17 protein-coding genes are annotated in these 18,559 nt (G+C 61.7%); 4 read left to right on the forward strand and 13 right to left on the reverse strand.

The genetic code is table 11. The annotated features are described in order from the left end of the window. Nucleotides 1–86: 86 nt before the first annotated feature. The 3 genes from VJ464_06000 (at nt 87) to VJ464_06010 (ending at nt 5,569) form a co-directional block, all read left to right on the forward strand. A complete protein-coding gene (locus VJ464_06000) occupies nt 87–2,063 on the forward strand; it encodes a S8 family serine peptidase (protein HKQ04664.1) in 1,977 nt (658 codons plus the stop codon). A 120-nt stretch (nt 2,064–2,183) separates the two neighbouring features. Further along, the gene (locus VJ464_06005; GenBank protein HKQ04665.1) at nt 2,184–3,089 is read left to right on the forward strand and encodes a GNAT family N-acetyltransferase; all 906 of its coding nucleotides are present in this window, start codon (nt 2,184–2,186) and stop codon (nt 3,087–3,089) included. Further along, on the forward strand, nt 3,089–5,569 hold the full coding sequence (locus VJ464_06010; GenBank protein ID HKQ04666.1) for an EAL domain-containing protein: 2,481 nt from the start codon (nt 3,089–3,091) through the stop codon (nt 5,567–5,569). The genes VJ464_06005 and VJ464_06010 overlap by 1 nt, the downstream gene beginning before the upstream one ends. 86 nt (nt 5,570–5,655) lie before the next feature. Here VJ464_06010 and lipB read toward each other — a convergent pair whose 3' ends face one another. Genes lipB through VJ464_06025 form a run of 3 tightly spaced genes read right to left on the reverse strand, consistent with a single transcriptional unit; the run spans nt 5,656 to nt 8,122 of the window. Beyond that, on the reverse strand, nt 5,656–6,348 hold the full coding sequence (gene lipB / locus VJ464_06015; protein ID HKQ04667.1) for a lipoyl(octanoyl) transferase LipB: 693 nt from the start codon (nt 6,346–6,348) through the stop codon (nt 5,656–5,658). 3 nt (nt 6,349–6,351) lie between these two features. Next, entirely contained in the window at nt 6,352–7,563 is a 1,212-nt protein-coding gene (locus VJ464_06020) for a serine/threonine-protein kinase (GenBank protein ID HKQ04668.1), read from the reverse strand. Continuing rightward, nucleotides 7,556–8,122 carry a sigma-70 family RNA polymerase sigma factor gene (locus tag VJ464_06025; protein HKQ04669.1) on the reverse strand — a complete coding sequence of 189 codons (567 nt, stop codon included), beginning with the start codon at nt 8,120–8,122 and terminating at the stop codon, nt 7,556–7,558. The genes VJ464_06020 and VJ464_06025 overlap by 8 nt, the downstream gene beginning before the upstream one ends. 210 nt (nt 8,123–8,332) lie before the next feature. Between VJ464_06025 and VJ464_06030 the strand changes: the two genes are divergently transcribed. After that, complete coding sequence (locus tag VJ464_06030) at nt 8,333–8,773, forward strand: hypothetical protein (protein HKQ04670.1); 441 nt, start codon at nt 8,333–8,335, stop codon at nt 8,771–8,773. 129 nt (nt 8,774–8,902) lie between these two features. Here VJ464_06030 and VJ464_06035 read toward each other — a convergent pair whose 3' ends face one another. From VJ464_06035 to VJ464_06080, 10 genes are all read right to left on the reverse strand, one after another. Beyond that, entirely contained in the window at nt 8,903–10,348 is a 1,446-nt protein-coding gene (locus VJ464_06035) for a dihydrolipoamide acetyltransferase family protein (protein HKQ04671.1), read from the reverse strand. 119 nt (nt 10,349–10,467) lie between these two features. Beyond that, nucleotides 10,468–11,448 (reverse strand): alpha-ketoacid dehydrogenase subunit beta, encoded by a 981-nt coding sequence (locus VJ464_06040; protein ID HKQ04672.1) that lies wholly within the window; start codon nt 11,446–11,448, stop codon nt 10,468–10,470. A 19-nt stretch (nt 11,449–11,467) separates the two neighbouring features. Then, nucleotides 11,468–12,082, reverse strand: a complete 615-nt coding sequence (locus tag VJ464_06045; GenBank protein HKQ04673.1) for an outer membrane beta-barrel protein — start codon at nt 12,080–12,082, stop codon at nt 11,468–11,470. 140 nt (nt 12,083–12,222) lie between these two features. Then, complete coding sequence (locus VJ464_06050; GenBank protein HKQ04674.1) at nt 12,223–12,498, reverse strand: DUF4242 domain-containing protein; 276 nt, start codon at nt 12,496–12,498, stop codon at nt 12,223–12,225. 42 nt (nt 12,499–12,540) lie between these two features. Beyond that, nucleotides 12,541–13,536 carry a thiamine pyrophosphate-dependent dehydrogenase E1 component subunit alpha gene (locus VJ464_06055; GenBank protein HKQ04675.1) on the reverse strand — a complete coding sequence of 332 codons (996 nt, stop codon included), beginning with the start codon at nt 13,534–13,536 and terminating at the stop codon, nt 12,541–12,543. Between the two features lie 136 nt (nt 13,537–13,672). Next, entirely contained in the window at nt 13,673–15,079 is a 1,407-nt protein-coding gene (gene lpdA, locus VJ464_06060; protein ID HKQ04676.1) for a dihydrolipoyl dehydrogenase, read from the reverse strand. A 50-nt stretch (nt 15,080–15,129) separates the two neighbouring features. Beyond that, entirely contained in the window at nt 15,130–15,444 is a 315-nt protein-coding gene (locus VJ464_06065) for a Rieske (2Fe-2S) protein (protein HKQ04677.1), read from the reverse strand. A gap of 274 nt (nt 15,445–15,718) precedes the next feature. Further along, nucleotides 15,719–16,582 (reverse strand): hypothetical protein, encoded by an 864-nt coding sequence (locus tag VJ464_06070; protein HKQ04678.1) that lies wholly within the window; start codon nt 16,580–16,582, stop codon nt 15,719–15,721. A gap of 435 nt (nt 16,583–17,017) precedes the next feature. Next, a complete protein-coding gene (locus VJ464_06075) occupies nt 17,018–17,722 on the reverse strand; it encodes a hypothetical protein (protein HKQ04679.1) in 705 nt (234 codons plus the stop codon). Nucleotides 17,723–17,741: 19 nt separating this feature from the next. Further along, nucleotides 17,742–18,425, reverse strand: coding sequence for a DNA alkylation repair protein (locus VJ464_06080; protein ID HKQ04680.1), 684 nt, complete (start codon nt 18,423–18,425; stop codon nt 17,742–17,744). Nucleotides 18,426–18,559: the final 134 nt, after the last annotated feature.

Raw genomic sequence — 18,559 nt, forward strand, 5'->3', positions numbered from 1 at the left:
CTATTTCTGGCAGGCATTTATGGCGCGCCGATTGCGAATCACGGGCCGAGGGTTTATCGATCAGACTCCATACGGGGCGGAGGAATATGAAAAAGAACTATCTCTCTCGTGCGATTCCGTTCTTGATTTCCCTTGCGTTGCTCATGCCGACCATGCTCGGCAACGCCAGGGTCTCCCGCGCGGATCAAGCCGATCAATCAGAGGTAGTCTCGACACGCGGGCCGGCGTTCAACACGGACGATTCTGCCAGGTTCAGGGGCAAGAAGATCTCGCCCGAATTAGAGTCTATGGCGGCGCAGTCGGCGGCAAGTGACGAGCCCATCCGCACCATCGTGCAGGTCAAAGACCCGCAGAGCCAGAGCCTCAAGCAATTGCTCAAGCGCCACGGCATTCGCGTGCGTAAAAACCTGACTCGTTTACAGATGCTCGACGCCGAGCTGCCCGCAAGCGCCTTGCGCGAGCTGGCCGAGAGCGACGATATCGAATTTGTTTCGGCTAACCAGGATGTGGCGGCGCTCGGCCACGTGACGCTGACGACTGGCGCCGATGCGGCGAGCCAAATGGGCGGCGGCAAGGACGGCCTGGACGGCAAGGACATCACGATTGCGATTCTCGATTCCGGCATAGACCTGTCGCACAAAGCATTCAGCAGCAACCTTAGCCGGATCAAAGCCAGCGTAGACTTCACCGGTGAGGGGAAGATCTACGAAGACCCTTACGGTCATGGCACGCACGTCGCCGCGCTGTCGGCTGCCAATGATGACCCGACCCATGATGTCTATGGCGGCATTGCGCCCAGTGCCAACTTGATCAACCTGCGCGTCCTCAACTCTCAGGGCGTCGGTACGACCTCTGCTGTGCTGAACGCCATCAATTGGGTGCTGACGAATCGGGTGACGTACAACATCAAAGTCGTCAACATGAGCCTGGGCTCGCCGGCGGTCGCCTCTTACCAGAATGACCCGATCTGCCTGGGCGTGCGCCGTCTGGTCGATGCCGGCGTCGTCGTCGTCGCGGCGGCGGGCAACAACGGCAAAGATGCCAACGGGCAAACGATCTATGGCGCGATTCACTCGCCGGGCATCGAGCCGTCGGCGATTACCGTCGGCTGCTCGAATACCATGGGAACCGACTCGCGCGCCGACGATGTCGTCACGTCATTCAGCTCGCGCGGGCCGACGCGCGGCTATACGACGGACAGCGCCGGCGTCAATCATTACGACAACTTGATCAAGCCCGATCTGGTCGCGCCCGGCAACCGGCTGGTTCAGGCCGAATCGGAAAATAATTACCTGGTCAGGACTTACCCGACACTCGAAACCGGCATCTATCATCAAGACAACATGAGGGAGATGTACCTGAGCGGCACATCGATGTCCAGCCCGAACGTCGCCGGCGCGGTGGCCTTGATGCTGCAAGCCAACTCGAAGCTGACGCCCAACATGGTCAAAGCCATCCTCATGTACACGGCGCAGCCGCTGCCCGGCTTCAACATGCTCGAACAGGGCGCCGGCCAGCTCAACGTCGAAGGCGCCGTAAGGTTAGCCAAGCTCGTACGCACAGACCTGACGGCGCAGACGGCGCTTGGCAGCGCACTGTTGACGGTTAGCACGCCGCCGGTGCCGCAGACGACGATAGCCGGCGGCACCTTCACCTGGGCGCAGGGGATCATCGGTAACTACAGCTACATGACGGGCTCGGACCTGATCACCAAGTACCAGCTCATGTACGGCCAGGGCTTCCTGCTGAGCAATGGCTTTCTGCTCAGCAACGGCTTCCTGCTGTCGGACTCCACACAGGTGACGAATGGCGTGACGGTCGGCGATAGCCTCCTGACCAGCAACGGCTATCCGCTGGGCAATGGCGCGAGTTTCCTGGGCACGAGCTTCTTGCTCAGCAATGGGGCGATGCTGCCGGATGGCTTCCTGTTGAGTAATGGCGTCGTCGTCAGCGACGGCTTCCTGCTCAGCAATGGATTTTTATTGAGCAACGGCTTCTTGCTCAGCAACTCTTACCAGGCCTTTACACAGGCATTTGGCGATCCAGGGCCGTGTATGAAGTAGCACGACGTATGCAGTAGCACCCAGCAACCCGGCTTGCGCCGCTGGCCCCTCTCAGCGAGCCCGAGCCTCTGCGATCACCGTGCAGGGCGCGTCAAACGACGCCACAAGTTAGGAGGAGATGTGCATACATTAGTCCAACCCCAAGCGGACGTTGCCGCGAGCTGTTGCCTGCTTAGGCCGCCGCGCGCCGCGCAACGTCTAACCAGTGAAGACGAACCGGAAGTCCGCCGGTTTCTCGCCCAACGCCCCATGCAGACGTTCGGGCTGCTCGGATTGATCGCCGACAACGGCCTGGTCAGCCCGCACAACCGCGGCGACTTTTACGCCTATCGCGGCGCTGAGAATCAGCTCGAGGGCGTCGCCCTGATCGGCTACAACACGGTCATTGATGCGCGCACCAGTGAAGCCATCCAAATTTTCGCCGACCTGGCTAAGGCGGTGATCAACCCTCTGCTCATCCTCGGGCAGGAGCAGCAGATTGATCGCTTCATCGAGTATTACGCCGACGTCATGTACAAATGCACGACGATTGATCGCTACTGGCTCTTTCGCCAGGGCGGCCACCCCGATAACCATAACCCGCTGCCCGGCGTGCGACTGGCAACCCTCGCCGACCTGGAGCTGGTCGCCCGCGCCCACGCGCAGTGCGGCAAGGAAGAGACCGGCGTCGATGGCCTGGTGATGGACGCCGAAGGCTTTATGGCGCGTTGCGCCCGTCGCATCAGCCGCGGACGCACATGGGTGTGGATCGAGCAGGGTCGGCTCATCCTCAAGCTCGATGTCGTCACAGAGGCCCCGGAGGTCGCTTACCTCGAAAGCCTCTGGGTTGCCCCCGAAGATCGCGGCAAAGGCTACGGCTCGCGATTCATCAAACAGGTGGGCGAGCACCTGCTGAAAAACTCGGCGGCGGTCTGCCTCCTGGCCCAGGAAACCAATCACACGGCGCACATGCTGTATTGGAAGGCGGGCTACGAAGTGATTGATACGTACCGGGCAATGTTCTGCAACAAGGCCATGACAGTTTGATGGAACAGCGCGGCAAAAAACACCTCTACGGCCCATACGTCTGGACCATCGTGATGGTCGGGCTGCTGGTGCTCGTAGATGCGGGGCGCCAGTTGTACGCCCGGCAAGTCGGCACGCACTTCTGGCTGCTGCTGCTGGCCACGGTGCTGATCGCCTCGCACATCACGGTCAAGTTCTTCCGCTTCGATTCCTACATCTCGATTTCGGATATCTTCATCTTCCTGGCGCTGCTGCTGCTCGGACGCGAAGCGGCGGTGATGATCGGCGCCGCCGAAAGCCTCTACTCGTCTGTGCGGATCACCAAGAAGCCGCTGACGATGGCCTTCAACGCCGCCGCCATGGCCTGCTCGACCTATATCACCGCCAGCATTTCGACGGCGCTCTTCGGGCCGCTATCGCAACTGGCCGACATCGATTATTCGGCGCGGCTGATCGCCGCCACCTGCGTGATGGGCACCGTGCAGTACTTCGTCAATTCGTGGCTGGTGGCGACGGCGGCCAGCTTCTGGATGGACAAGCCTGTGCTGGCCACCTGGCGCAAGCATTACGTCTGGGCCTCGATCACCTACCTGGCCGGCGCTTCGGCTGCCGCCATCACCTTTAAGCTCATCGGCATGGTCGGCTTTTACGCGTTCATCGCCGTGATGCCGATTGTCGCCATCATCTACTTCACCTACCTGACCTACGTCAAAAACATCCAGGCTTCGACGGCGCAGGCCGAGAGCGAGAAGCGCTTTCACCAGGCTTTCGATCAAGCGCCCATCGGCATGGCGCTGGTCTCGCCCGATGGCCGCTGGCTGCAAGTCAACCAGTCGCTCTGTACGCTGATCGGCTACTCCGAGCCTGAGTTGTTGCAGAAGAACTGTCGGGCGATCACGCTGCCTGAAGACCTTCAGAAGATGGCCGCGACCATCGCCCAGGTGGCCGAGACGCAGGCCGCCATCTCGCAGGTCGAAGTGCGCTACCTGCACAAGCAAGGGCAGCAGGTCTGCGCCTTGATCGGCGTGTCGCCGCTCGTCGGCGCTGAAGAGGCCGCGCCGCAGTTGATCTTCCAGATACAGGACATCACCGACCGCAAGCGCGCCGAAGCGCAGCTCATTCACGACGCTTATCATGACGCGCTGACCGGGCTGCCCAATCGCTCGTGGTTCACTGAACAGCTCGGCCAGGCGCTCACTGCCGCGCGCAGCGACTCGCGGGCCGGCTTCGCCGTTCTCTTCCTCGACCTCGACCGCTTCAAGATCATCAACGACAGCATGGGCCACCTGTTCGGCGATCAGTTGTTAATCAACACCGCCGAACGCTTGAAGGCGAGCGTCCGCCCCGGCGACAAGATCGCCCGCCTCGGCGGCGACGAGTTCACCGTCTTGATGAGCGGGCTCACCGAGCAGGCCGAAGTCATTCAGATCGTCGAGCGCATTCAGCGCGAGGTGTCGCTGCCTTTCGTGTTGAATGGCTTCGAGACCTTCACGACCGCCAGCATCGGCATCGCCCTTTCAGAGCTCGGCTACGACAAGCCTGAAGAGCTGCTGCGCGACGCCGACACCGCCATGTACCAGGCCAAGTCTCTGGGCAAGGCGCAGCACGTCATCTTCGACAAGCGCATGCACCTGCGGGCTCTGAACCTGCTGCAACTGGAGAGCGACCTGCGGCGCGCGATAGACCGCGGCGAGTTCCGCGTCCAGTATCAGCCGATCATCTCGCTGAGCAGTGGGACGCTGAGCGGCTTTGAGGCGCTGGTGCGCTGGCACCACCCCGAGCGCGGCTTGATTTCGCCCGACGAGTTCATCTCGGTCGCCGAAGAGACCGGCTTGATCGTGCCGCTCGGCAAGTGGGTGCTGGCCGAAGCCTGCGGGCAGATGAAGCTGTGGGAGGCGCGCTTTGGCGCCGACCTGCCGCTGTTGATGAGCGTCAACCTCTCTAGCCGTCAGTTCATGGACGCCAACCTGCTCGATCAGATACTCCAGATCGTCGCCGAAACGCGCGTTGACCCGCGCAAGCTGAAGCTCGAAATTACCGAGAGCGTCGTCATGGAGAACATCGAGGTGGCGACGCAGATGCTCAACCAGTTGCGCGCCATCGGCGTCGGCCTGAGCATAGATGATTTCGGCACAGGCTACTCGTCGCTGTCGTACCTGCACCGTCTGCCGATCAACACCTTGAAGATTGACCGCTCGTTCGTCAGCCGCATGAATGACCAGAATGAGAATTACGAGATTGTCCGCACCATCGTCTTGCTGGCGCAAAACCTCGGACTGGGGATCATCGCTGAAGGCGTTGAGACCATCGAGCAGGTGGCGCGCCTGGCCGAGCTGAAATGCGATCACGGCCAGGGCTTCTTCTTCTCCAGGCCCATTGACGCCGACAACGCCACGCTGCTGGTCGAAAAGATGATGCGCGCCGAGCCGATCAGCATGGAAGTAGACGAATTGATCGGCGGCCACCTCGACGTCGCGCTGGTCAACACCTACCCAATGTAAGAAGTCAGGAGTCATGAGTCAGAAGTCAGAATAAAGAAAGAAGTCGGCTAACGAGGCCACTTTTATTCTGACTTCTGACTTCTGACTCATGACTCCTGTTCGCCTGCTATGTCGCGGTCGAAGACTTCGCTGAAATGGCGTGTGGCGACGCCGGCGACTTCGCGCAGATCAAGCTCGCGGCCCACCAGGCGACTGAGCGACGTGACGCCTTTATCAGTGATGCCGCACGGCACGATCATTTGGAAGTATCGCAGGTCGGTGTTGACGTTGAGCGCGAAGCCGTGACTGGTCACCCAGCGGGCAATGCGCACACCGATGGCCGCCACCTTCTCGTCGCCCACCCAGACGCCCGTGAGCCCATTGATGCGCTCGCCTTTGACGCCGTACTCGCCAACCGTGCGAATCAAGACCTCTTCGATGTCGCGCACGTAACGGTGCACGTCGCAGCGGTCCGGCTTGAGATTGATTATGGGATAGCCGACCAGTTGGCCCGGCCCGTGGTAGGTCACGTCGCCGCCGCGCCCGGTCTCGTGAACTTCGATGGCGTGCGCGGCGAGCTGTTGTTCGTCGGCAAGAATGTTGGCCGCGTCGGCACCGCGCCCGAGTGTGAAAACATGCGGATGCTCAAGCAACAGTAACTGCTCGTTGCCAGCGCCTGCGCGCAAGCCTTCGACGGCGCCCTCCTGTAAGCGCAAGCCATCCGCGTAGCTCGTCCGTCCGAGCCAGCGCGCTTCACACACGCGGCGCGGTTGGGTCGTTTGATCGGTTGCCGTCTGCATCACTTAAGATTTTAACCAGCGGACGAGATGCGCGAAACCGCGTCGCAGGCGAGACGCGGTAGCCGGTGACGTCACTGCCTGCGCCGGCTCGGCGCTCGCCAAGGCTGACGGTGCTGGACTGCTGCCGAGTGTCAGTTGATCCCGCAGGCTTTCCAGGTCGATCAGCAGATCGCGCATCGTCTGGTAGCGCCGGTCTCTGTCCTTGCGCAGTGCCTTGCCGATCATGCGTTGCAGCTCGTCGGGAACGTCGTCGGCGTAATGCGCCAGCGGCGGCGGGATGCTGTTGATGACGGCTAGCAGCGTGTCGGCGCGGCTCGGCGCGTCGAACGGCGAGCGCCCGCTGATCATTTCATAAAGCACCGCGCCGAAGCTGAAGACGTCGGTGCGCGCATCAAGCGGTTCGCCGCGCGCCTGCTCGGGCGACATATACGGCGCGGTGCCGATGATCGCGCCCGGCGTGCTGATGAACGATTGCGTGTCGGCGAGGCTGGCGGATGGCTCGTCCGGCGCGATGATCTTGGCCAGCCCAAAGTCGAGCACCTTCACTTGGCGGCGCGAGTTGATAATGATGTTATCCGGTTTGATGTCGCGGTGGATGATGTGATGCGAGTGCGCCTCGGCCAGCGCGTCAACGATCTGAATGGCATAGTCGAGCGCCTCGGTGATGGCCATTGGCTGGCGGCGCAGGCGAGCCGCGAGCGTTTCGCCGGTGATGTATTGCATGACGATGAAGGGCTGGCCGTCTTCTTCGTTGACTTCGTGAATGGCGCAGATGTTCGGATGGTCGAGTGCCGCCGCGGCGCGCGCCTCGCGCAAGAACCGCCGCCGCGCCTGCGGGTCATCGGCGATGATTTCGGGCAGAAACTTAATGGCGACGCGCCGCCCGAGCCGTGGGTCTTCAGCGAGATAGACTTCCCCCATGCCGCCCTCGCCGAGCGGCGAGAGAATTTTGTAAGCGCCGAGCTGCTGTCCCGGCGCGCGCCGCTCGGCGAGGGCGGCGACATGGCGCGCCGCCATTTCGAGCGCCGGCGCTTCAATAAAATCCGCCGCCCGCTCGTCGTAGGCGAGCAAGGATTCGACTTCGCGGCGCAGCTCGGCATCACAGGCGCAATGCGCCGCGAGCCAGGCGCGGCGCTTCGCCGGCGGACGCTCCAGCGCCGCATGATAAAGCGCCTCGATCTGCTGCCAGCGTTCCGGCGCAACCCGCTCACTCATTGCTCAACTCCCTGAGCAGCCATGCTTTCGCCAGCCGCCAGTCGCGCATGACGGTGTCGGGCGAAACCTTCAGCGCCTCGGCGGTCTCTTCGACGCTGAGGCCGCCGAAGAAGCGCAGCTCGACGACTTTGCTCTTGCGCTTGTCTATCTCGGCCAGTGCCGTGAGCGCGTCGTCGAGCGCGATCAGGTCGCCGCCGCGCGCCGCGCCGACCAGAAGCGCGGCGTCGAACGACACGCGTTGCGCCGCGCCGCCGCGCTTCTGGTAATGGCGCGAGCGCGCGAAATCTACAAGGATGCGGCGCATCAACTGCGCCGACACGGCGAAGAAGTGAGCGCGGTTCTGCCAGCGCACGCGGCTCGAATCGATCAGCTTGAGAAAAGCTTCGTTGACCAGCGCCGTCGTCTGCAACGTGTGGCCCTCGCGCTCACGGTTCATGTAGCGGTGCGCCAGGCGGCGCAGCTCGGCGTAGACGATGGGCATCAGCCGTTCGAGCGCCGACTCGTCGCCGTCGCCCCAGGCCAGCAGGATTTCGGTGATCGCTCCGTTCGGCTCGGCCATTCCAACCCTCGCGTGACCGGCGTAATCCTCAGCGCGCCCATTATAGCAGCGTCGCAAAAAATCTCCGACCGGCGAAAAAAATTTCAAGGGCGTTCAAGTTTTTCGCCGCCCCTCGCGCCTTAATCAATGTACAGGGAAGGCCGGAATCAAAACGGCACGGCAAAGCTTATCCCGCGCCGCGCGGCCCGCCCTCGAACAGAAAAGGAGGCGATGATGAAGACTATTTTCAAAACCATTACGCTGTTGAGTTTCTTCGCGATGTTGATCGGCGTCAGCGCCCAGGCCCAGACCGAAACCTCTATGAGGGCGCAGGTGCCGTTCGAGTTCAACGTCAACAAGCAGGCGCTGCCTGCCGATCAGTATGAAGTCAAGGTCAAGCGGATGGGCGGCGCCTGGGCACTGCAAATCAGCCGCGAAGGGCAGACGGCGGGCATCTACTTCGTCACCCAGCGGACGATCCGCGGCGCCGCGCCCGACACGCCGCAGTTGATCTTCCACCGCTACGGCGAGCAATACTTCCTCGCGCAGGTGCGGTTGAGCAATGACCGCGAGGCGCTGACGCTGCCGAAGTCGCGCCTTGAAGAAGAAGTGATGACCGCAATGCGGGGCGCTGCGCCGCAGATCGTCGCCGTCAACCTGACGCGGCCTTGATCGCCAGCATCGGCCCGCCGGGTCACGCAAGCCACTATTCTAGGAACGCCAAAATCGAGCGGCGGTCGGTGCTTCGTACACCGACCGCCGCTCGATTTTATCATCAGGCTTGCGCTTCGCCTTCGCGGGCTAAGAGGTGTACTCGCCCGCTTCGATCACGTCGCGCAGGATGGCGAGGAACTGTTCCGCCACCGCGCCGTCAATGATGCGATGGTCGTAGCTCATCGTCAGCAACCCGGTCTGGCGAATGGCGATGGCGTCGTTAATGACGACGGGCCGCTTCTTGATGCCGCCGACGCCGAGAATGGCCACCTGCGGCTGGTTGATGATCGGCAATCCCATCAGGCCGCCAAAGACGCCGGGATTGGTAATCGTGAAGGTGCCGCCCTGCACTTCGTCGGGCTTGAGCTTCTTGTTGCGGGCGCGGTCGCCGAGATCGTTGACCGCGCGCGCCAACCCGAGCAAGGATTTCTCGTCGGCGTTGCGGATCACCGGCACGATCAATCCCCAGTCGAGCGCCACCGCCACGCCGACGTTGATGTCCTGCTTGTAGACGACCTGGTCGCCCCACACCGACGAGTTGATGATCGGCCACTTCTTGATGCCTTCGATGACCGCTTTGATGATGAACGGCAGGAAGGTCAGCTTGACGCCGTCGCGTTCAAGATATTCGCCCTTCAGGCGGTCGCGCAGGCGGGCGGTCTCTGTGTAATCCACTTCGATGACCGAATAGACGTGCGCCGAGACGCGGTGGCTTTCGATCATGCGCTCGGCGATCTTGCGGCGCATGATCGACATCGGCTCGATCTGCACGCGGTCGCCTTCGCTGTAAGGCGGCGGGCCGACTTCCGTAGTCGCAGCCGCAGGCGGGCTGAGCGGCTGCGGCGGGCGCGGCGCTTGCGGCGGTGCCGCCTGTGGCGCAGCCGCCGCTGATGACGGGGCAGGTGCTTGCGTCACTTGTGGCGTTGCGGGCGTCGCGCCGCGGTTTTCGATGTAGCTGAGAATGTCGTTCTTGGTGACGCGTCCGCTGATCCCCGTGCCTTGAATCTGCGAGATGTCAACGCCTTGCTCTTGAGCGATCTTGCGGACGACCGGTGACGAGCGCAGGCGGCGCAATTCTTCTTCGGACTGTGGCGCGGCAGCCGGCGCTGACGTGTCGGTCGCCGCCGCCTTCTGCTGCTCATCGGCGGGCGGCGCGGCAGCGGCTTCGCTCGGCGCTTCAGCGGCGGGCGCAGTCGCTTGCTCAGCCGGCGCAGGTGGCGCGGCGGGCGCAGGCACAGCGGGCGCAGGCGCGGCGGGCGCGACGTCCTGCTTCGGCACGGCAGCGGGCTGCGCGCCTGCGCCGTTGATGACCGCGACGACCGTATTGACCGCGACCGTTTCGCCTTCGTTCACCTTGATCTCGGACAGCACGCCCGAGGCCGGCGCGGGAATCTCGGCATCCACCTTGTCGGTCGAAATCTCAAACAACGGCTCGTCGCGTTTGACCGTCTCGCCGACCTGCTTGAGCCATTTGACAATCGTTCCTTCCGCGATAGATTCGCCCATCTGCGGCATCTTCACTTCTTCAGCCATAGCTCTCCTCAGATAGTGACAAGTAGACGAGTGACAAGTGACAAGACGTTGTCGCTCCTATTCCTGGCAAGCTTTGGCATGCGTAGCCTTCTTGTCACTTGTCACTCGTCACTTGTCACTCAATAAGCTGCCAGCGCGCGCGCGGCTTTCAGCACGTCGGCGACTTGCGGCAGGAAAAATTCTTCGAGCGGCGGCGCGTAAGGCACCGGCGTGTCAATGGCCGTGACACGCACCACCGGCCCGTCGAGGTATTCGAACGCGCCTTCATTGATGATGGCCGTCAGCTCGCCGGCCATGCCGCCGGTGCGCGTCGCCTCATGAAGAATGATCGCTTTGCTCGTCTTCTTGACCGATTCGAGAATCGTCTCGCGGTCAATCGGCAGCAGGGTGCGCAGGTCAATCACCTCCGCGTCAATGCCTTCAGCTTCGAGCTTCTCGGCGGCTTCGAGCGCCGTGTAGACCATCGCCCCATAGGTGATGATTGTCATGGTGCTGCCGGTTCTCCGCACCGCAGCCTGGCCGATGGGGACGATGTAATCTTCCGCCGGCACTTCCTGCTTGATCTTCGGATTGCGGTACAACAGCTTATGCTCGAAGAACAACACCGGGTCTTCGTCGCGAATAGCGGCTTTGATCAAGCCCTTGGCATCATAGGGCGTTGACGGCTCGACCATCTTGAGGCCGGGCGTGTTGAGGAAGAACGCTTCGACGTTCTGCGAATGGAACGGCCCGCCGTGAACGCCGCCGCCGCACGGGCCGCGCACCACCATCGGCAAGCCGATGTCCTGGCGATAGCGACTCTTGGCGGCGTAGTTGGTAATCATGTCGAAAGCGCACGAGATGAAATCGATGAACTGCATCTCGGCCACGGGGCGCAGCCCCATCATCGCCGCGCCGCAGGCCGCGCCGACAATCGCGCTCTCAGAGATGGGCGTATCGATGACGCGCTCTTCGCCGAACTTTTCGAGAAAGCCGTCGGTCATCTTAAAGGCGCCGCCATAAATGCCGATGTCTTCGCCGAGGATGAAGACGCGCTCGTCGCGCTCCATCTCTTCCCACAGCCCCTGGCGTATCGCTTCGAGTAAGGTGATTGCAGCCATAGTTTGCTTGTTGTCGGTTTCAAAATCGCAGCACGACGCCGCCGCTGATCAAGGCATTGTTTTGACGCTTTTCAAACAGCGTCAGGGTGAAGGCCGGTGTGACGGTGTTGTAATCGCGGATCTCGCCACGCAGGCTGATGTGCGGCGCCCACTTCACGTCAACGCCGCCGCCAAAGCTGTACGCGACGTTGACCTTGGTGTCGCTTGTGACCGGCTGGCCATTGACAAGGGTGTCGCTCGGGCTGAGCCGCGCCAGGCCGATGCCGCCGACCACGTAAGGCGAAATCCGGGCCAGGGGCAAGAGCTTCAGCTTGACGCCCGGCGTGAAATAGAGCGACGAGTAGCTGCGCACTGACAGCGCGTTCGAGGTGATGATGTTGGTCTTCGGCGTCACCGCCACCGGGAAGTCGAAATAAAGCGACGCCAGCCCGACCGTGAAGAAGCGCGCCGACAGGTCGGCTTGTAGCGCAAAGCTGTTGCCGCTGTGCGCCGTCGGATCGCTGCTGCTGGTTGCCAGGTTGCCGCCGCCGGTCTTCAAAGCACCGACCGTCAGCCCCAGTTCAGCTTGCTGCGCCGAGGCCGCCGATACGCACAATAGCAGCGTGACGATGGCGCCAATCGTTCTCAACCTCATGCCCCTCCCTCTTTCCTCTGCGGCGGTAAGCGCATCACCAGAGCAGTTTTCGATTGCGATTGCCATGTAGCGCAATCTGTTAGCTTGCGCTGTGGCTCGCGCAGTCTAACAGATTGCGCTACACCCCATTGAAATCCGCTCTAGGCTTCCGCTGTCGTCGGATCGATCACCTGCTTGACTTCCGAGATGCGGTTCGCCGGGAAGCCGCCTTGCTCGGCGTGCTCGCGAACCAGCGCTTCATTCGGCGCGATGTAGACGCAATAAATCTTGTCGTCGGTGACGTAGCTCTGAACCCACTGAATGGATGGCCCCAGCTCGTTCAAGACGCCGCACGACTTCTGCGAAATCGCCTGCAACTGCTCGGCGGATAGCTTTCCGGCATCGGGGATCTCTCGCTCAATAACATATTTCGGCATCGCGAATCTCCTTTCAAGGCGGCCTGACTTTTATCGCCAACGCTACGAGCCGGCGCCGATGGCGCTGGGCTTATGGTCGTCGGCATAGACGCCGCCGAGCGCCTCTTCCGGCTCAGGCGGCGGCTGACTCTCGGTCCACGCGAGGTCTTCTTCCAATAACGCATTGACGCGCCGGTTGACGGCTTCGATCTCTTCGGCGGTGGCGACTTTATTCTTCAGCAACTGCTTTTCAAAGTTGCCGATGGGGTCGCGCCGCTGCCATTGCTCAAGCAACTCTTTCGCGACGTACGATTGATTGTCGTGCGCCGCGTGGCCGCGCAGGCGAAACGTCTTGGCTTCGACGAGCGTCGGCCCGCCGCCCGAGCGCGCTCGCTCGACCGCTCGCCGCGCCGCCCCGTACACCGCCAGCACGTCGTTGCCATCAACGATTTCGGTCGGCATGCCATACGCCTTGGCGCGGTCGGCGATATTCAAGACGCGCATCTGACGGCTAGTCGGCGTCGAATACGCAAAGCCATTGTGCTCGCCGACGATTACCAGCGGCAGGTTCTGCACCGCCGCGAAGTTCGCGGCCTCGTGAAACGCGCCGGTGCTGGTGCCGCCGTCGCCGATGTAAACCATGCCGACCGTCTTCTTCTTCCGCATGCGCGCCGCCAGCACGACGCCATTCATCACCGAAACCAGCGTGCCGAGCGGACTGACGGTGCCGATAAAGCCGCGCGCCATGTCGGTGATGTGAATGTTTTGATCGCGCCCGTGATTGAGCGACGTGCGCCGCCACAGGTATGACGAGAAGACTTCGCGCGGCTGGGCGCCCATCACCATCATCGCGCCGAGGTCGCGGGTCAGCGGCGAGAGTATATCGCCGTGGCTTTTATCGAGCGCGTAAGCCGAGCCCACCGCCGTCGCTTCCTGGCCGAGGCTGCGAAATAATCCGCCGACGATCTTGCCCTGCTTGAGCAGGTTGTCGAGCCGGTCTTCCAGCGACCGCGTCAGCCGCATGAAGTAGAGCAGGTCGAGTTGTTGAGTCTTCTCCATAAAGAAGTCAGGAGTCAGAAGTCAGAAGTCAGAATGGAAGAGGGAGCCAGAGTCAGAAGTCTTGAGTCAGAATTAATGTGGAGGCGATAGCCGACTTGCTTATTCATTCTGTCTCCTGACTTCTGACTCCTGGCTCCTACGCTCCGTGAATGACCATGCCATGCGCGTCTTCAAAGGCTTCGTGGATGCTCTCAGAAACGGTCGGGTGCGCATGGATCATGTGAATCATCTCGGCGACCGTGGCTTCCATCTGCAACGCCGCGCCGCCTTCGACGATCATCTCTGTGGCACTCGGGCCGATGATGTGCAGGCCCAGCACTTCGTCATACTTTTTGTCGCTGACGACTTTTACCATGCCTTCGGTCGCGCCGACGATCTGCGCTTTGGCCAGCACAGGGATCGCGAACTTGCCGACCTGCACGTCATAGCCGCGCTCGCGCGCTTTGGCTTCGGTCAGCCCGACGCTGGCGACTTCGGGGCTGCAATAAGTGCAGCTCGGCACGTGGTCGTAATTGAGCGGGCGGGCCTCTTTGCCGGCAATCGTCTCGACGGCGAGGATGCCTTCAGCCGAAGCGACGTGCGCCAGCCACGGCGTCGGGATGACATCGCCGATGGCATAGACGTTCGGCTCTGCCGTGCGCATGTGAGCGTCGACTTTGATGTAGCCGCGCTCCAGCTCGACGCGGGTGTTTTCGAGCCCGAGGCCGTCCGTGTAAGCGCGCCGCCCGATGGCGACCAGCAACTTGTCGGCGGTGAATTCGTGCGGCTCGTCGCCGCGCTTGGCGACGATTTTCACCTGATTGTTTTCGACCGCCGCCGATTGAAAGTTGGTGCCGGTGAAGACCTTGATGCCTTGCTTCTTAAACGCTTTGGCCAGCTCGGCGCTGATCTCTTCGTCTTCGATGGGCAGCAACCGCGGCAGCAATTCGATGATCGTCGTGTCCGAGCCGAAGCGCGCGAACATCGAAGCGAACTCGACGCCGACCGCGCCCGCGCCCAGAACAACAAAGGATTTCGGCACCTCTTTCAATTCAAGCAGCTCGTCGCTGGTGATGATATGTGTGCCGTCTATGGGCAGGTTCGGCAGCGAGCGCGGCACCGACCCCGTCGCGATGATCGTGTTTTTGGTCTGCACGGTCTGAGTCGCGCCGCCGGCGTCAGTGACGGTGATCTGGCCCGGCTTGTCGATGTGCGCCGTGCCCTTGATGATCCGCACCTTGTTCTTCTTCATCAAGAACTCGACGCCCTTGGCGCCCTTCAAAACGATCTTGCCCTTGTTCTTCTGCGCCTGCTCGAAGTCGAGCCTCACATCGCCGACGGTGACGCCGATGCTCTTGGCGTGTTTGAACTCGTCGTAGACATCGGCGGTGTGCAGCAAGGCTTTCGTCGGGATGCAGCCGCGCAGCAAACAGGTGCCGCCGAGATTCTTGTCCTTTTCGATGATCGCCGTGCGCAATCCCAGTTGTCCGGCGCGGACGGCAGCCACATAACCGCCCGGCCCCGAGCCAATGATGATCAGGTCAAACGTGTCGTTTGCGCTCAATGGGGTGAATGCCTCCTTGACGCAAGGCCGGCTTGCGGCTAGTGCGTCGTCTACTCCAGCGAAACCTTGATCTCGTCGCCTTCAACCTGAACGTCGAAGGCTTCGACTTTGGCCAGCACATTGACCGGCGAAACGCCGCTCGCCAGGGCAAACGTCCAGCCGTGCCACGGGCACTGCACGGTGCCGTTGATGCAGTCGACGTAGCCTTCGCCAACCGGCCCGCCGCGATGCGGGCAGACGTTGTCGAGCGCGAAGTACTGGCCCCCGCAATTGAACAAGGCGATGGCGCGGCCCGCGACTTCGACAACCATTCCCTGCCCCGGTGCAAGCTCCGAAGTCTTTGCCGCCGTGATGAATTCCGACATTGCGCTCCCTTTCAAACCCTGATGCCCGCCGCCATTGTCCACTTTATGTCATAGCGAGCGACTGACCATCTTAGCAACTCGCTTACGGGCGTTTCAAGTTGGATGGCTTTCGTGACGGAAGGCTGAGCGTCGGCTTTAAGGGTGATGGTCGGAGCCAAAGAAGCAGCGGCGGCCCCGTTGCTACGAGGCCGCCGCATTAGAAGGAGTTGGCGAAAGCGTGGAGCGCGCCCGGCAATCCTGCATTGCCGGAGTGCAGGCTTGAGAATGGTGAAGATTAACGGAAAGCCGGTGCCATCGAGTTGCTTTCGGCCAGCGCGACGAGCACCTGGCGTTCTTCGACGACGCCCATCTCGACCAGGATTTCACCGAGCCGCTTCGCGCGGTCGGCCATCTGGCTCTGCATATCGAGAGCGGCTTGCAGGTTGGCCTGAGTGATCAGCCCGCGCGACACCAGCACTTCGCCGATCCTCGACTTATGCGGGTGGCGGCTCGCATCATAATTCCACTGCCGCATCAGATAGACAGGCAGCGAGGCCGGCATCGTAAAGAGCAAGTGCATTGTGTTCCACAACACATAGCCCTTGAGCGCCGCCAGTATCGATTTGTCGAGCGAGAAGGCTTCGTAGACGGCGAACAGCAAGGTCGAGAGGCTAAAGTAGCCGACCGCGCAAACCGCCATCGCGGCAATCGCTGCCGCCCCGGTCAATTCTTCCTGCGCCATCCCGAATGATGCGAAGAGGCTCGCCGTCGCGTGCGAAGCGACATTCATCGCGACGATGCTGCCGCCGATGCCGTAGAGAATCCACGCCTTCCCGGCCTTCCCTTCTTTCTTGCTTCCGCAAAACAGTAGATGATTCGTGGCCACCGCCAGCACGGCCGCCGCCGGCGCGATCATCACCGCCGCGCCAATTGCCGTCAGGTCATTCAAGGCGAGCGCCATCTGATTACCTAACTGTCGCCGGCTGGCCAGAAAAGCCGTCACCAGGATCGCCCCCAGAAGGAATAGCCCGGATTGGTTGAACTGACTGGCGCGATCCAGCACGGACGCCGCGACGACGACAAACGCATCCACGCAGATCACCAGCAAGATGGCCGTTGAGATTGGTACTGCTTGTTTGGGAGTATTCGTGCTTTCCATCGCCTTCTCCTATGCGCTTGAAATTCGACTCGTGCCTGCATTTGACAAAGACCGAATGGCAGCCTGATCTTTGTTCTGTCCTCCCACAAGTCAATTGCTATGCCACGCACAGCCGCCCTCCGAGAGGTTTTGAGGGCGCCCCGGCAGTGCCGCTTACCCGTTGCATTCATTATCGTTTAAGCTGATGCCCCGTCTACGGCAGAATTGCTGTGACCGAGTCTCGCGGGAGCAAGCGCAGAGGCATGACGCAAATTGACTGATGCATTTCATCAATTTGCCTTTTCATTCCGTCACCGGATGAAGGAAGGGAGACGCGGTGACGCGGTGACGCGGCGACGCGGCGAGGGAAAGAGATCGTGACGCAACGCTTCTCTTTCCCCGCGTCACCGCGTCGCCGCGTCACCGCGTCTCTCTTCGCCGTGTCGCCCTGTCGGTTTATTTCGGCGGGTCAATCTTGATGTCGGCGTTGTAGTCGAAATAGGTGATCGTCGCCTTCGAGGTCTGACCGTTGACATCGGCTTCGGTTTCGATGCGGTGCGGCAAGTTGTCGGCGACCGCGACCCAAGCTTTCGAGCGGCTGGTCATGTTCGTGCCCATCATATTGCGCAGGGTGTATTGATAGACCGTCATCGGCTTGGCGTCGAGCGTGTCCGGGCCGACGAGCTTGACTTCGGCGCTGCGGCGAATCTCTTCGATGATCTTCGGGTCACGCACCGCGGCGATCATGCGGCTGGCGTCAATGGGCAGCTCTTGCCAGGCACCGGCATTCTGTCGCGACCACGCCTTATTGCCGATGATGATCGTCTCTTCTTTATCGCCCGCCATGCGAAAGCGGTCGGGCGCGACGTATTCGATGGTACGCGCCACCTCTTGATTATTGAAGGTCGAATCCAATCGGGCGCGGAACGACCGGGCATTCAATTGTGCGCTGATGGCTTGCGTCAGCCCATCGAGCGCCTGCGGGTCGCTCGCCGTCGGAGCCGTGCCGCCGGCTGCGGCATTGGCTGATGCCGAGTTGTTGGCGTTGCCGGCATTGCTGTTTGCGCCGGCGCCGTTTCGAGTCCCCGGCGCATTGCAGCCCGCCGCGGTTATGACGACGAGGGCGAGGACGAGCGCCAGCAAACGAGTCGAATGATTCATAGCCAAATCTCCTTGGGTGTCAGATCGAGCCTTTCAGGTACGCCTGCCGCTCGGCTTCGGGAAAACGCTCGATGGCATAGCGCAGCGTGGTACGCGGCAGGCGCGGGTAATGGGCGACGAGAAACCTGCGCGCCGCGTCGCCATCGCGTTTGCCGACTTCACGCAGCATCCAGCCCACGGCTTTGTGCATCAAGTCTTCTTTGTCCGTGAGCAAACGTTCAGCAATGGCCAGCGTGTCGCCGAAATCATGTTGTCGGATGAAGTAAGCCGTCGCGACGATGCTGATGCGCCGCTCCCACAGGCTCCGCGAGCGGGCGAGCCTGTAAAGCGGCTTGCGGCTTTTGTCGAACAGATAGGCGCCGACGACGTGCGGCGCGGATACGTCCACAAGGTCCCAGTTGTTGATGAAAGCGGTGTGCGCCAGATAAAGGTCGTAGATGTGCTTGCGCTCAGCCGCGTCGGCTTTGGCGAAGCGGCGCACCAGGATGAGCAAAGCGACGGCGCGCTCTTCGTGAAATGGCGAGCGCAAGAGCTTAAGGAGTTGGGCTTCGGCAAGCGCCTGATACTGCTTCGCCAGCCCGCGCAGCTCTGCCGCGCTGCTGCCGTAAAAGATGTCGCCTTCGCCGTACTGCCCGGGGCCTGTCTTGAAGTAACGCTTCGACATCTCGGCGCGCTCCGGGCTGCCGAGGCTTCTGAGTTTCATGCGAACGTCGTTTGCCGTCATCGTTTTTTTATGTGATAGCCGGCATTATAGCACGACGGTTTCGCCGCCGTTGAAGCGGCCCTGAGTTGAAACAGCGCGCGGTTGCGGTTTAATCTTCACACGGCACCGTCACC

The sequence above is a fragment of the Blastocatellia bacterium genome (genome assembly GCA_035275065.1).
In the GTDB taxonomy this organism is placed as follows: Bacteria; Acidobacteriota; Blastocatellia; order UBA7656; family UBA7656; genus DATENM01.